At 49.5% G+C, this 15040-nt stretch carries 12 protein-coding genes, 1 tRNA gene and 1 pseudogene; 7 read left to right on the top strand and 7 right to left on the bottom strand.

The genetic code is table 11. The features are described from left to right. Positions 1–18: 18 nt before the first annotated feature. Positions 19–2001, bottom strand: coding sequence for a DNA topoisomerase IV subunit B (gene parE / locus ACSTTO_RS06405; protein WP_439272492.1), 1983 nt, complete (start codon positions 1999–2001; stop codon positions 19–21). Positions 2002–2604: 603 nt separating this feature from the next. Between parE and ACSTTO_RS06400 the strand changes: the two genes are divergently transcribed. Then, positions 2605–3546 (top strand): DMT family transporter, encoded by a 942-nt coding sequence (locus ACSTTO_RS06400; RefSeq protein ID WP_439272323.1) that lies wholly within the window; start codon positions 2605–2607, stop codon positions 3544–3546. 67 nt (positions 3547–3613) lie between these two features. Here ACSTTO_RS06400 and lipB read toward each other — a convergent pair whose 3' ends face one another. The 3 genes and pseudogenes from lipB to ACSTTO_RS06385 form a co-directional block, all read right to left on the bottom strand. Beyond that, on the bottom strand, positions 3614–4354 hold the full coding sequence (gene lipB, locus ACSTTO_RS06395; RefSeq protein ID WP_439272322.1) for a lipoyl(octanoyl) transferase LipB: 741 nt from the start codon (positions 4352–4354) through the stop codon (positions 3614–3616). A gap of 373 nt (positions 4355–4727) precedes the next feature. Then, positions 4728–4812: transfer RNA gene (locus tag ACSTTO_RS06390), tRNA-Leu, on the bottom strand. Between the two features lie 557 nt (positions 4813–5369). Next, positions 5370–6032: pseudogene (locus ACSTTO_RS06385) on the bottom strand (patatin-like phospholipase family protein); the annotation flags it as partial. Between the two features lie 333 nt (positions 6033–6365). Here ACSTTO_RS06385 and ACSTTO_RS06380 point away from each other — a divergent pair. Continuing rightward, entirely contained in the window at positions 6366–7037 is a 672-nt protein-coding gene (locus ACSTTO_RS06380; RefSeq protein ID WP_439272320.1) for an outer membrane protein, read from the top strand. Between the two features lie 173 nt (positions 7038–7210). Here the strand turns inward: ACSTTO_RS06380 and hisI are convergent, their stop codons facing one another. Beyond that, the gene (gene hisI / locus ACSTTO_RS06375; protein WP_439272318.1) at positions 7211–7621 is read right to left on the bottom strand and encodes a phosphoribosyl-AMP cyclohydrolase; all 411 of its coding nucleotides are present in this window, start codon (positions 7619–7621) and stop codon (positions 7211–7213) included. Next, the gene (folE, locus tag ACSTTO_RS06370) at positions 7618–8235 is read right to left on the bottom strand and encodes a GTP cyclohydrolase I FolE (RefSeq protein ID WP_439272317.1); all 618 of its coding nucleotides are present in this window, start codon (positions 8233–8235) and stop codon (positions 7618–7620) included. Before folE ends, hisI begins: the two co-directional genes overlap by 4 nt. Positions 8236–8629: 394 nt before the next feature. Here folE and ACSTTO_RS06365 point away from each other — a divergent pair, with 394 nt between their 5' ends. From ACSTTO_RS06365 to thrS, 3 genes are all read left to right on the top strand, one after another. Beyond that, on the top strand, positions 8630–9079 hold the full coding sequence (locus ACSTTO_RS06365) for an iron-sulfur cluster assembly scaffold protein (RefSeq protein ID WP_439272316.1): 450 nt from the start codon (positions 8630–8632) through the stop codon (positions 9077–9079). Between the two features lie 2 nt (positions 9080–9081). After that, a complete protein-coding gene (gene yidD, locus ACSTTO_RS06360; RefSeq protein ID WP_439272314.1) occupies positions 9082–9450 on the top strand; it encodes a membrane protein insertion efficiency factor YidD in 369 nt (122 codons plus the stop codon). Positions 9451–9693: 243 nt separating this feature from the next. Next, complete coding sequence (gene thrS, locus ACSTTO_RS06355; protein WP_439272312.1) at positions 9694–11661, top strand: threonine--tRNA ligase; 1968 nt, start codon at positions 9694–9696, stop codon at positions 11659–11661. A gap of 54 nt (positions 11662–11715) precedes the next feature. Here thrS and ACSTTO_RS06350 read toward each other — a convergent pair whose 3' ends face one another. Then, entirely contained in the window at positions 11716–12996 is a 1281-nt protein-coding gene (locus ACSTTO_RS06350; protein ID WP_439272311.1) for a UbiH/UbiF family hydroxylase, read from the bottom strand. Positions 12997–13273: 277 nt separating this feature from the next. Here ACSTTO_RS06350 and pcsA point away from each other — a divergent pair, with 277 nt between their 5' ends. Together pcsA and ACSTTO_RS06340 are read left to right on the top strand one after the other, a co-directional pair. Beyond that, positions 13274–14026, top strand: a complete 753-nt coding sequence (pcsA, locus tag ACSTTO_RS06345) for a phosphatidylcholine synthase (RefSeq protein WP_439272310.1) — start codon at positions 13274–13276, stop codon at positions 14024–14026. A 16-nt stretch (positions 14027–14042) separates the two neighbouring features. Beyond that, positions 14043–15017 (top strand): quinone oxidoreductase family protein, encoded by a 975-nt coding sequence (locus ACSTTO_RS06340; protein WP_439272309.1) that lies wholly within the window; start codon positions 14043–14045, stop codon positions 15015–15017. Positions 15018–15040: the final 23 nt, after the last annotated feature.

Genomic DNA, 15040 nt, shown 5'->3' with positions numbered 1-15040 from the left:
TTTGGCAATGTAAATGGTTTAAATATCCAGTTCCTGCACAAATTCAGCATTTTCCTGAATAAAACGGAACCGAGCCTCAGGCTTGGTGCCCATCAGGTCATCCACTGTATTTTTGGTGGAGCCGTGTTCATCTTCTGCCAGATCCACACGCAGCAAGGTGCGTTTGGCCGGATCCATCGTGGTTTCCTTGAGCTGGTCTGCGCGCATTTCACCTAAGCCTTTAAAACGGCCGATTTCCAGTTTGCCCTTACCGTTAAACATAGTGCGGATCAGTTCATCCTTATGGGCATCATCCCGTGCATAGGCAACCTTGCCGCCCTGACTAAGACGATAAAGCGGCGGCACAGCAAGGAAAAGATGCCCGCCGGTAATCAGTTGCGGCATTTCCTGATAGAAAAAAGTAATCAGCAGCGATGCAATATGCGCACCATCCACGTCAGCATCCGTCATAATGATGATGCGGTCATAGCGCAGATCATCCTCACGGTAATTTTTGCGGGTGCCGCAGCCCAGTGCCTGCACCAAATCTCCGATTTGCTGATTGGCTGTCAGCTTGTCGCGTCCGGCGCTGGCAACATTGAGAATTTTACCTCGCAATGGCAAAATTGCCTGATTGGTGCGGTTGCGCGCCTGTTTGGCAGAGCCGCCGGCCGAATCCCCCTCAACAATGAATAATTCTGCCCCTGCCGCTGAATTTTGTGTGCAATCGGCCAATTTGCCCGGCAAGCGCAATTTGCGCGTGGCGCTTTTACGGCTGGTTTCCTTCTCCTGACGGCGGCGCAAACGCTCTTCCGCACGTTCAATCACCCAATCCAGTAATTTGGATGCCTCCTGCGGAGAGGCTGCAAGCCAATGATCAAACGGATCGCGGATGGCATTTTCAACAATGCGCTGCGCCTCAACCGTAGCCAGCTTATCTTTGGTTTGGCCGACAAATTCCGGCTCACGAATAAAGACCGACATCATCGCCGCGCATGAAATCATAACGTCATCCGTGGTGATTACTGAAGCGCGCTTGTTATTTGTCAGTTCTGCATAGGCTTTCAGGCCGCGGGTGAGGGCAAGGCGCAAGCCCGCCTCATGGGTGCCGCCTTCACCGGTGGGAATTGTATTACAATAGGAATGAACAAAATTATCGCCGCCATACCAGGCCACAGCCCATTCAACCGCGCCATGGCCGCCTTGTTTTTCCGTTTTTCCGGCGAATATCTCCCGCGTAACCATAAATTCCTTGCCGAGAGAAACCGCAAGAAAATCTTTAAGCCCGCCGGGAAAATGAAATACTGCTTTTTCAGGAATACCTTTTTTGGGGTCGAGCAATGAAGGGTCGCATGACCAGCGAATTTCCACACCGCCAAACAAATAGGCTTTTGAACGCGCCATGCGATAAAGGCGTTCAGGATCAAATCTGGCATTCTTGCCAAAAATATCCGGATCCGGATGAAAACGCACCCGCGTACCGCGGCGGTTGTGAACCTCTCCCAGCTCTTCCAGATCCCCCAATGGCAAACCGCGTGAAAAGCGCAGGCGATAAAGCCGGCGGGCACGCGCCACTTCCACTTCCAGCAAATCAGACAGCGCATTGACAACAGAAACCCCCACGCCATGCAGACCACCGGAGGTTTCATAGGCCTTGCCGTCAAATTTACCACCCGCGTGCAGCTTGGTCATAATCACTTCAAGAGTGGATTTTCCCGGCACTTGCGGGTGAATTTCCACCGGAATACCACGCCCGTTATCGCTGACAGTCAGAAAACCTTCCGCATCCAGATTAACTTCAATAAAATTGGCGTGGCCGGCAACTGCCTCGTCCATGGCATTGTCAATCACCTCAGCAAACAGATGATGCAGTGCTTTTTCATCCGTGCCGCCAATATACATGCCAGGGCGCAGACGCACAGGCTCCAGCCCCTCAAGCACACGAATGGCCGAGGCATTATAATCACTGCCGTCAGAGCCGGACGGGGCAGGGCGCAAGGCAGCGGCGGCGGGTGTTAACACGGCCTGAGTTGCAGATTGTGCCCTGGGCGGCGATTTGGCATCTGGTGACGCGTTCGCGGCAATATTCACGGAAGTTTCCGGCTGGCTTGCCTGCCTTTCGCGCGCATTGCTGAGAATATTCGAAAAAAGATCGTTGCTGTCATCCATGTGAAATGGCCGGCCTGTTCGTTTATTAAAACTGGTTTACATATTGTGCAGCCAGCTCAGCTTTGCCCGCTGGTGCAGCAATATAAAAATAAGATACGGAAATCGAATCATTACGAGTTTGGCATGTTTAAACATTTAAAGCGACAAAAGTTCGCTTTACGTTCTGTTTCAGGTGTTGTTTATGCCGACTTTTCCGCAGTTTTCTTTGTTTGGACAATTCTCTGCGGCTTGTCAAATCGTGGCTGGCAGATTTTGAAAAAGAGATGAAGGCAATTGCTGTGGCCTTAAAGTGACGACAGCGTATAAAGTGCTGTGCCTATTGCAGTTGCAAGATAAGAAATATTGCCTAAACAAGCCGGCCATGATGAAAAGTGACAACCGCATTGCAGTGGTAACCGGATAATGCCTGCCGGTAAAAATCGGCTGAATGAATTATGCAGCAAAGCTGCAGGAGTGATGACAGAAATGCAGAACCGGTTACAGCCGCATATTCGCGGCATGATCACAATGATCTGCGCTATGCTCATTGTGCCCTTGATGGATGCAACCGGCAAATGGCTGGCCATGGAACATTATATTCCGCCGGCAACCATCAGTTTTATGCGGTTTTTTGTGCAAGCTATTATCAGCCTTGCGGCATTGCTCGTTTTAAGCGGCGGGCAGGGGCTTAGAACGCAGCATTTCTGGGGCAATATTTTGCGTGGTTGTCTGCTTGCGCTTGGCAGTCTGTGCTTTTTTATTGCAATAAAATATATGCCTCTGGCTGATGCTTTGGCGGTGTTTTTTGTGGAGCCGCTTATTCTCACCGTGCTTTCAATGATATTTCTCAATGAAAAGGTTGGCTGGCGGCGTTTGACAGCGGTACTGGTGGGGCTTCTTGGTACCGTTATTGTTATTCAGCCAAGCTGGACTGTGTTTGGCTGGCTTTCGGTTCTACCGCTTATTTCTGCCTTGCTGTTTGCGATTTATCTGGTGCTCAACCGCAAGTTTGGCCTTCATGAGCAACCTGTCGTCATGCAGTTTTATGCCGGTATTGGCGGCAGTATTATGGGGGCTCTGGTAATGGTTTATGGTGATATATCTGCCATTTCAGATCTGCAATTTGCACTGCCTCACGGGCTCTTTCCGTGGTTTATGCTGATTATGGTTGGTGTTTTTGCAGCAATTGGCCATCTTTTGGTGGTGCAGGCATTTCAATTGGCGCCGGCATCCATTCTGGCACCATTTCAATATGTTGAAATTGTCATGGCGGTAACTGTTGGCCTGCTGTTTTTTGGCGATTTTCCGAGCCTGTCAAAATGGTGTGGCATTGCGATTATCATTGGCTCGGGTATTTATGTCTTTATCCGGGAGCGCAAGCGCAGTGCCGAGGTGGAAAATGCCTTGCTGACAGCTTGAAATACAAAAAGAAGGCAGCTTTGCGCTGCCTTTGTTTTATAATTCAATATGTTATTAAATATTTCTATTATTTTACATCACCAAAAATATCTTTGAAACTCTGCTTAAGAGCCAGATCAAGGTCATCCATCGTAACCGGCAGCCCCAGATCAACCAGACTGGTAACACCATGATCAGCGATGCCGCAGGGAACAATGCCGCCAAAATTTTCAAGCTGCGGCTCTACATTGATGGAAATACCATGAAAACTGACCCAGCGGCGCAGGCGAATACCAATTGCAGCGATTTTATCTTCCGCCGCGGAACCATCAGCAAGGCGTGGTTTTTCAGGGCGCACAACCCACACACCAACGCGGTCTTCACGACGCTCACCCTTCACATTAAAGCTGTCTAATGTGCGGATAATCCATTCCTCGAGGGCAGAAACAAAAGCGCGGATGTCCTCACGCCGCCGCTTGAGATCAAGCATGACATAGGCAACCCGCTGCCCGGGACCATGATAGGTAAATTCCCCGCCGCGGCCGGTTTTATAAACCGGAAAGCGATCCGGTGCGAGAAGATCTTCCTGTTTGGCACTGGTGCCCGCTGTATAAAGCGGCGGATGCTCCACCAGCCAGACCAGCTCATTGGCGCTGCCATCGCGTATTGCTGCCACGCGGGCTTCCATAAAGGCTTCGGCATCAGGGTAGGAGGTGAGGCCGTCGGCAATGCGCCATTCAACGGGCGGCGCACCTTCTGCCGCATGAAAACAGGTAAAAATATCATCACGATGGATGAGTTGATTCTTTGCAGGGGTGTTTTTTGTCATGATGACTATCAGGTAGAGATTTGTTGTATCAAAATCCAGATGTCAAATTGACTATATGCGGGAAGAGCTTTTTATAATCCGGCTACGATGAAAGCACCTTGTGCATAGCTCAATGTTATTCATTGTCCATTGCCGCCGGATGATGACCACACATCATAAGTTCTGTCGCTGTGTGTGTCTGCTTGGCGTGTATGGGTTATGGGATGTGATTTAATTTACTCATTATCAGCAGAAAAACACATGAACGATGGTGAGGCTATTGTTCCGAGCCTTTTAATGAAGGAAAATGGGGGACTTGGGAGCTGATAAATGAAGTTTTTATGATAGATCTTTAAATTGAGTATTTTAAATCTCAATCATCATAATGATATAATGGTGCGGTCGAGAAGACTCGAACTTCCACGGGTTGCCCCACAGCGACCTCAACGCTGCGCGTCTACCAATTCCGCCACGACCGCACTAGTGTGGTAGAAACCGAACTGCTTCGGTGGGGGCGATGTAGCAAATCACTATTGCAGTGACAAGCCAAATTATTCGTTTCATTGCATTTTTTTAAAAATAATTCACAGATAGCGTTTTTCGCCTGTAAAATAAGGTATTTATTGTTGGTGTAACGGGTTGGAGCAAGTGGTATTCATGCGCCAAAAGGCTGTGTGCAGCAAGGCAACGATTTAAAACTGCCGCGGGAACGGGAGATTCGTATTCGTGACAGAGGTCAGAATGCTACGTGCTGCAGCCTTTTGATATTTTCAATCTGTTTCATGGTTTCCTGATAACCGATATCAATCGTCTCTGCCGCGCGATGAAACTCCGTGAGCCCGATATGTCCGATACTTGGCATTAAAGCGATATCCGGCGGATCGCCGGCCATGCGTGCACGGGAAATCCTGTCTTGTATTATATTGAAGGCATCCATCATCACATTGGTAATGCCAAGGCGGGATTCGCGGCTGATAATGCCGGCATCAGCCGCATTTATAATATCGTCATGGCCGGCGCGCGCCGGACTGGAATATTTGACAACGGCCGCACGGCCGAACTGATCATAATTAAGGTTGATTGCAAGCACCAGCGGCTGTTCATAGGCGCGGCATACGGAAACCGGCACCGGATTGACCAGTGCGCCATCAACCAGCAGGCGATGATCGTAGCGAATTGGCTCAAAAATACCGGGCAGGGCATAAGATGCTCGCATAGCCAATATAAGGGAGCCGGTGGAAAGCCATACTTCATGACCTGTGCGCAATTCTGTGGCTACAGCGACATAGGGGCAGGGCAGCTCATCTATATTCAGCCCGCCAAGATGCTGCTGCAATTTGCGATCAAGGCGCATGCCGCCAAATAAGCCGCTGCCGCGCAATGTAATATCCATAAGGCTGAACATACGCCTGCGCGTGAGGCCGCGGGCGAATGCTTCAAGCTCATCAAGCTTGCCTGCCAGATAACAACCGCCAACCAAAGCGCCAATCGATGTGCCGGCAATCATGGAGATTCGGATTTTGGCCTCATCAAGCGCGCGTAACACGCCAATATGCGCCCATCCGCGGGCAGAACCGCCGCCAAGGGCAAGCGCAATAGGCTGCGGAGTTTTAATAATTGCAGGTTTTTCCGGTTCAGCTGGTAAATTGTCGTCCTTGTCAATCGTGGCGGAACGGAGGCGGTGGATCCATGGTATCATACATTAGCTCCTGATAAGGTAAGTAGATGCGTAATAATAAGATTATACATTAAGGCATAATTGTGTCTATAATGTAATTAATAGTAATTAATAAATCTTTATATTAAAACTATAATAAAAAATATTAATATGAAAAATATGTTACCAATATAAATTAGTTTATATCAATAATATTTTTATATATTTCTTGTGTTTTCTGGATTGAATTTCAAGATATGTTTTTTAATAAAAAAATAACCATGTGTTTTACTGCAGACTGGTGTTGCAAACTTGTTACAGCATTTTTTTCCGAAAGGTGTAAAACACACTCAAACAAACTTGTTGAGGTATATTATGTTTAACAAAGTTCTTCTCGCAACTTCTGCAGCCGTTCTGATCTCCGGTTCCGCTATGGCTGCTGATGCTATTGTTTACAATGAACCGGCACCTGTTGCTGTTGTGAACACATTCAGCTGGGAAGGTGCATATATCGGTGCGAATGCCGGTTACGGCTTCGGCAAGATGAAAGCCTATGATGAAAGCATCAAGCCACGTGGTTTCGTTGGCGGTGCTCAGGCTGGTTACAACTGGCAGTTTGACCAGGTTGTTGCAGGTATCGAACTGGACTTCCAGGGCTCTGCAATGAAGAAGACTGTAGACCTCTACGATGCAAGCGGTGCTTATGAGGGTTATGGCAAGGCTAAAATTCAGTGGTTTGGTACTGTTCGCGGCCGTCTGGGTGCAGATATTGCTGAGCGCACCATGCTCTATGGTACAGCTGGTCTTGCATATGGTAAGGTTAAAATTGAAGGCTATGATGCGACCGATGATTCTTACGGTAGCGTTTCCAAAACCCGCGCTGGCTGGACTGTTGGTGCCGGTATTGAGCATGCCTTCACAGACAATGTAACCCTGAAAACAGAATATCTCTATACCGATCTCGGCAAAGTTAAATTCGTTGACGATGCTGAAAAAGTTAAAACCAACTTCCACACTGTGCGTGTTGGTGTAAACTACAAGTTCTAATGAACCTGGCTGAGGCGGAGATGCCTCTCGTTTTCAAGATTTCTTCCGCTGCTCTTTAATAAGTGGCGGAAGGAGCGTCCTCCAGACAAAATAAGCCCTGCACAATTTATCTTTGTGCAGGGCTTTAATTTTATTAAAATCAATTTATTAGCTTATTAGCGTAACATATTGAATTATTTATTTAATGTTATTTTGCCATCTTTAATCGCAATCGTGCGATAAAAACAGGAATGGCGCTCGGTATGGCAGGTTGGTCCGTTGCCGGCCACAGTTACTTTCAGCCATAAGGCGTCCTGATCACAATCGGTGCGTATCTCGGTTACTGTCTGCAAATTGCCGGAAGTCTCTCCCTTCTTCCAGAGGCTTTGGCGTGAACGTGACCAGTAATGGGCAATGCCGGTTTCCAATGTCAGGCGCAGGGCTTGCGCATTCATATGGGCAACCATCAGCAATTCGCCGCTACGGGCATCGGTAACAACGGCGGTGATCAGGCCGGAAGCATCAAAACGCGGTGCAAAAATACTGCCTTCTTCGGTGCTGTGTTTATCCGTCTGGGCGGGAAAATCCTCTGGCAGGGCGATCATGAGCTATTCCTCAGCATTGTCATAAAGCGCATCTGATGTGTTGCATTATTTTCAAATGCACCGGTAAAAGTGGTGGTCAGCGTTGTTGAGCCCTGTTTGCGGATACCGCGCATAGCCATGCACATATGTTCAGCTTCAATCATCACTGCAACGCCGAGCGGCTTGAGAATATCCTGAATACTGTTGGCAATCTGCGCAGTCATGCTTTCCTGTGTCTGCAGGCGATGGGCGAACATATCCACCACGCGGGCAATTTTTGACAAGCCAACAACAGCACCATCAGGCAGATAGCCGACATGCGCCTTGCCGATAATCGGCACCATATGGTGCTCACAATGGGAATAAAAGCTGATATCGCGCACAAGAACCATATCAGAATAGCCGGATACTTCTTCAAAAACAGTTCCCAGCACTTCTTCAGGGGATTGGCGATAACCGGAGAACAGCTCCTTATAGGCTTTGGCCACGCGTTTTGGTGTTTCAATCAAGCCTTCGCGGGAGGCGTCTTCCCCCAGCCATAACAGCAATGTTTTTACCGCAGCTTCAGCTTCTGCCTGTGTTACGCCTGTTGCAGGTTTAGTATTACTGCTGGTATCGGAAATATGCTTGTTCATATCGAGCTCCCGTAGTCTTTCTCTCAAGGAAAGACGAGTTAAACGGACACTGTTACGAAGCTTGCTCAGCTGCTTTTTTATGTGCACTCTATGTACATATAAAATAAAGCCGGTAGCGCTGAAGGCTTGGCAGTTATGTCTGGCATGTGCAGAATGCCGCCAAGGGCTCATCTGCCAATTCATATTTTACCGGTTGAAACGGTTTCAGCCGGCCAGTGCTCAACCTATATAGAGTATGTGAAGGATATTAAAAGGGGAAACACAGTCGTTTTATGTCGCATATAAGTTTGATTATGCGCAATAGAGGCGGATAACGGAATATTTATCTCGGTTTCTTTTAAATATCCCTTTATATAAAAGAAACCGGGTTTGGCTTGCGGCGGGGAGATGCCGGATGATTAATGACATATATAATGCCCGTATCCTTGAATTTGCGGGTAATATTCCGCGTCTGGGCAGGCTTGAAGCGCCGGATGCCACGGCAACGGCGCATTCCAGATTGTGCGGTTCAACCGTTACGGTTGATCTGAAAGTGGAAAACGGCGTGGTGACGGATTTTGCGCATGAGGTGAAGGCCTGTGCGCTGGGGCAGGCCACTTCTGCGGTTATGGCGCGTCATATCATTGGTTGTTCAGCTGCAGAATTGCGCGCCTTGCGTGCGCAGATGATTGCCATGCTGAAAGAAAACGGCGCGCCGCCAACGGGGCGGTTTGAGGAGCTCAGATTTTTTGAACCGGTAAGAGAATATAAAGCCCGCCATGCCTCAACATTGCTGACTTTTGATGCTGTTGTGGATTGTCTTGATCAGATTGAGGGGCAGGCGCTGCGGACGGTTGCCGGATAGCCATGTGTTCATCTTCCCCGCATCAGCGGAAAAAGCGTTACAGCCGTAATTATCAGGGCGTATGGCGCAAAACACCTGATCGTTTGCTTGGCACCGGACTGGTGCGGCTTTATCAGCTTACCCTTTCCGGTTTTATCGGCAATTCGTGCCGTCATATGCCAAGCTGTTCTGAATATGCCTATGAGACTATTGCCCGTTACGGTTTGTGGACAGGCGGCTGGATGGGATTGTTCCGGATTATGCGTTGCGGGCCTTTTGGCACTTGCGGTATTGATCGTGTGCCGGAACAGCTTGATGCGCGATATAAATGGTATCTGCCGTGGCGCTATTGGCACATTTGCGCAGCAAAGCAGCAGAGTGATGCGGAATAAATGTCGCTATTTGTGTGGTTGTGGTTTCTTTCTGTTTTAAGATTGATTATAGGATGCTGGCTCGCATAGCTGCATTTGGTGTTGCAGGGGCGGGCATTTTTATTGGGTGCTTCGGCGTTTTTATAAAGACTGAAACGCTTTCACCATAAACCGGAAGCGTCAGCATTATTACTTGCTGAAAAAGCTTGATTTTTTTACATGCAAACCACCCGCAATCGTTGGCGGGACTGGATGGGGATGACAATGTCTGATCTTATTACTCTCGAATTTCCAGATGGCTCAAAACGCGATTATGATCCGGCTATGACCGGTGCCGCGCTTGCCGAATCCATCTCTAAATCACTGGCAAAAAAATCTGTCGCTTATGCCGTTGACGGATCGGTGCGTGATTTGTCCGAGCCACTGGGCGCATCAGGCAAAGTCGAGATTATTACCCGTGAAGATCCGCGCGCACTGGAATTGATCCGCCATGATTGCGCCCATGTTCTTGCGGAAGCTGTGCAGGAGCTTTTTCCGGGCACACAGGTTACAATCGGACCGGTTATTGAAAACGGTTTCTATTACGATTTTGCGCGCAATGAGCCTTTCACGCCCGATGATCTGCCGGTTATTGAAAAGAAAATGCGTGAGATTATTGCACGCAACAAGCCGTTTACCCGCGAGATCTGGTCACGCGAAAAGGCCAAACAGGTTTTTGCTGATAAAGGCGAGGCCTATAAGGTTGAGCTGATTGATGCGATTCCTGAAGGGCAGGATCTGAAAATCTATTATCAGGGCGACTGGTTTGATTTGTGCCGCGGGCCGCATATGGCTTCCACAGGCCAGATTGGCAGTGCGTTCAAGCTGATGAAGGTTGCAGGCGCTTATTGGCGCGGCGACAGCAATAATCCGATGCTGACACGTATTTACGGCACGGCCTTTGCCAATGATGCCGATCTTCAGGCTTATCTTCTTATGCTGGAAGAGGCTGAAAAGCGTGATCACCGCCGCTTAGGCCGCGAAATGGATCTGTTTCATTTTCAGGAAGAGGGGCCTGGCGTTGTTTTTTGGCATGCCAAGGGCTGGAAAATGTTCCAGAACCTTGTCAGCTATATGCGCCGCCGCCTTGATGCCCATGATTATCAGGAGGTCAATGCACCGCAGGTGCTGGATAAATCCCTTTGGGAAACCTCCGGCCATTGGGGCTGGTATAAGGAAAATATGTTCAAGGTCACCACAGCAGGTGATGATACGGAAGATGACCGCGTTTTTGCATTAAAACCGATGAACTGTCCGGGGCATGTGCAGATTTTCAAACATGGTTTGAAATCTTACCGCGATTTGCCGATCAAGCTGGCGGAATTTGGTAATGTCCACCGCTATGAGCCTTCCGGTGCGCTGCATGGTTTGATGCGTGTTCGCGGTTTTACGCAGGATGATGCGCATATTTTCTGTACGGATGAGCAGATGGCCGATGAGTGCCTGCGCATCAATGATCTTATCCTGTCAACTTATGCCGATTTCGGCTTTGATGAAATTACCGTCAAACTTTCTACCCGCCCTGAAAAGCGCGTGGGCGATGATGCATTGTGGGATCGTGCGGAAAGCGTGATGAGTGAAGTGCTCAAGACGATTGAAGCCAATTCCGGCGGCCGTATTAAAACCGGCATCCTGCCCGGCGAGGGCGCGTTTTACGGGCCTAAATTTGAATATACGCTGAAAGATGCGATCGGCCGTGAATGGCAGTGCGGCACAACACAGGTTGATTTTAACCTGCCGGAGCGTTTCGGTGCTTTCTATATTGATAATAATTCTGAGAAGAAGCAGCCGGTTATGATCCACCGCGCCATTTGTGGTTCGATGGAGCGTTTTCTTGGTATTCTTATCGAGAATTTTGCCGGGCATATGCCGTTATGGTTTGCGCCGGTGCAGGTGGTGGTGGCAACCATTACCTCCGAGGCGGATGATTATGGCCGCGAGGTGACAGGTCTTCTTAAAAAAGCCGGCTTGCAGGTTGTTACCGATTTCCGCAATGAGAAGATCAATTATAAGGTGCGTGAGCACTCTTTGCAGAAAGTGCCGGTTATTCTGGTGCTTGGCAAGCGTGAGGCGGAGGAGCGCACCGTTAATGTGCGCCGTCTTGGCTCACGCGATCAGACGCCGATGGCGCTTGATGCCGTGCTCAATTCTTTACGTGAAGAGGCAACACCGCCGGATCTTCGCCGCGCATAAACAACAAAAGGCCGGAATAATCCGGCCTTTTTTATATCAATCTGTTATTTTCTTTCACAGAGTGCCGTCCTGCCTATGGGCAACGGGCACGGATGCAGATTTGTTTGCAGCTGCAAAAGAGGGCAGCAGCGCTTTGAAACCGGCGCCCGGACGCAGCCCCTCCCGCATGAAGAAAGCGCGCAGCGGCGCAATATTGCGCAAAATTTCCAGCCCTGTGCTGCGGATAATCTGGGCGGGCAGAAAATCAGAAAGCAAGGTGCGGTTCAGCACATCCACCGAGCCGGTGCGCGCCAGAATATCTGGGCGGCGGCCGCTGTCATAAGCGCGGATAACACGCTCGGATCCGGCATCATTTTTATCTTTTTCAAGGGCGGTGATCAGCGTTTCCACATCGCGGGTGCCAAGATTGAGCCCCTGCGCCCCGATAGGGGGAAAAACATGGGCAGCTTCACCAATGAGGATGGTGCGTTTTTCAGCAAATTTAAGCGGCACAAGGCCGGAGAGCGGCCATGCCTGTTGCGGTGTCTCAACTGTAATCTGCCCGAGCATGGATTGCATTTTATTTTCAATCTCACGGGCAAGCTGCTGCCTGGTCAGCGCCATAAGCTGTTTGGCGCGCAGCGGATTAGCCACCCAGACAAGACTGGAGCGGTTGCCGGGCAGGGGCACCTGTGTGAACGGGCCTTCTTCCGTGTGGAATTCAGTGGAAATATTCTGATGCGGCACTTTATGGCTGAAAGAACAGACTATAGCTGTTTGCGGATAATGCCAGCGGCGGGTTTTGATGCCGGCAGCATCTCGCGCCGGGCTGTTGCGCCCGTCGGCGGCCACCACCAGCGGGGTTGTTATTTGCTGCCCGTCGCTGAAAATAGCTGTAATACTGCCGGTATCATGGCTGTATCCGGTTGCATTATGATAATTGCGGGCAATGCGCGGATGGGCGCTTACGGCCTCATGCAAAACGCGATTGAGCACCAGATTGGGAATATTATAGCCAAATGCCTCAGCGCCGATCTCAGAAGAGCGGAACGTGACCGCCGGGCTGCGGATCAGCCTGTTTGTGCCGTCAACAATGCGCATGGAGGAGAGGGCGGCTGTTTGCGGACGAATAGACTGCCATACGCCGAGGCTGTCGAGATATTCAATTGCCGGCATCATCAAGGCTGTGGTGCGCAGGTCATTCTGGTCGCTCATGGGGCCGGCCAGCAAAATATCATAACCGGCCTGCGCCAGTGCCAGCGCCGCAATCATGCCCGCCGGACCGCTACCGCTGATGAGAATACGGTCGCTTTTGAATTCCGGATTGAAATTTGCGCCTTGAGCAGAACCAGACATGACACACCTCTTTATTCTCGGCATTGACAGTGGAAGGGAGGAATTGTGAAAATGCCGAAATTGCCTGCGAATATCCCGTTTAGGCTATAAGTAGCGTTTTTGACACAAAAATCATATGTTTAATCCTGCAATAGCCGCGCAAAACCGGTAACTTCTTTGGATCAGCGACATTTTGCCTGTTTTTTGCGGTTCCTTTTATTGCACTTTTGTTGTTTTTCGACAAAAGCTGTTAACACTGATAAATCATTAATTTTTCGTAACAGAATCGGCAAAGATCTTGAAAGCGAAACTGACAGACAAATTAAAGGCCAAAAAAGTCACCCTGCCTCAGGTCAGAGCCTTTTCTGTTCACCTGTTAACAGCCTCCGGCTCATTTCTGGCTTTTCTCTCACTGGTTGCCGCGAGTGAAAAAAACTGGACGGCAATGTTTCTCTGGCTGGGGCTTGCATTATTTGTTGATGGCATTGACGGGCCGATCGCCCGCAAGCTGGAAGTGAAATATGTATTGCCCAACTGGTCTGGCGAACTTCTTGATAATATTATCGATTATGTCACCTATGTGCTGATACCGGCCTATGCGCTCTATCAAAGTGGTTTTATGGGGCACGGGCTGTCATTCCTCTCCGGCGCCATAATTGTTATCAGCAGTGCAATTTACTATGCCGATACGGGCATGAAGACCAAGGAAAACTTTTTCAAAGGTTTTCCTGTTGTGTGGAATATGGTGGTTTTCACACTGTTTATTGTGGGGCCTGGTGAGTGGATGGCCTTCGCAATTGTTGTGATCTCGGCAATTTTATCTTTCATGCCGCTCAATTTCCTGCATCCGGTGCGGGTTGTGCGTCTGCGTCCGCTTAACCTTGGTATTTTCCTTGGCTGGTGTGCTTTTGGCATTGTCGGCATTCTCTATCAAATGGAAGCGCCTTTATGGGTGCGTATCGGCATATCTGTCACAGGTATCTATCTTTATTGTATCGGTATCGTCATGCAATTTCTGCCAAAACTGGGGCTAAAGACAGCCACAAGATAACGGGAGAGCTATCGGAATGGTCAATGCAATTCTTATCCGTGAAACCGGCGGTGCCGATGTTCTGAATTATGAACAGATAGAACTGGGCAAACCGCGAGCCGGTGAGGTGCATATCCGGCATGAAGCGGTGGGATTGAATTTTATTGATATTTATTTTCGCACCGGTCTTTATAAAGCTCCGCAACTGCCCTTTATTCCCGGGCAGGAGGGGGCGGGCATTGTGCTGGCCGTGGGTGAAGGGGTTACCAATGTCAGGGTTGGCGATCGTGTTGCCTATACCGGAGCCATGGGCGCCTATGCTGATGAGCGGCTGATTGGCGCTCAGCATCTGGTCAAGGTGCCGGATAATATGGATATGCGCCTTGCCGCCTCGATGATGCTCAAGGGCATGACAGCCTATTATCTTATTAATCAGACCTATAAGGTGCAAAAGGGCGATACTGTTCTTATTCATGCTGCTGCAGGCGGCGTTGGCCAGATTGCCGGCCAATGGGCCAAGCATCTTGGCGCAACAGTTATCGGCACCGCCGGCTCACAGGAAAAGGTCGATCTGGCCTTGTCGCTCGGTTATGATCATGTGATCAATTACCGTGAAGAGAATTTTGTTGAAAAGGTCAAAGAGATTACCGGCGGCAAAGGGCTGCCCGTGGTTTATGACAGTGTGGGCAAGGATACTTTCCCTGCTTCGCTTGATGTGTTGCGTCCGCGTGGCCTGTTTGTGAGCTTTGGCAATGCTTCAGGGCCGGTGCCGCCGTTTGAACTGGCGCAGCTGAGCCAGCGCGGATCGCTTTATGCCACACGGCCTTCGCTTGCAGCTTACATTGCCACACGTGCGGAGCTGGAGCAGGCCGCACAGGCATTGTTTGATGTGGTTGCAAGCGGCGTGGTTAAGGTTAATATCGGCCAGACCTATGCCTTGCGGGATGCAGCTGAAGCACAGCGCAATCTGGAAACACGCAAAACAACCGGCACAACTGTGCTGATTCCATAAAACTTCTTGAGATTTAAAGATAT

The sequence above is a fragment of the Pseudochrobactrum albidum genome (assembly GCF_051851455.1).
Classification (GTDB): domain Bacteria; phylum Pseudomonadota; class Alphaproteobacteria; order Rhizobiales; family Rhizobiaceae; genus Pseudochrobactrum.
Note: the sequence above shows the minus strand (reverse complement) of the source record. Positions and strands in the feature narration are given on the sequence as shown.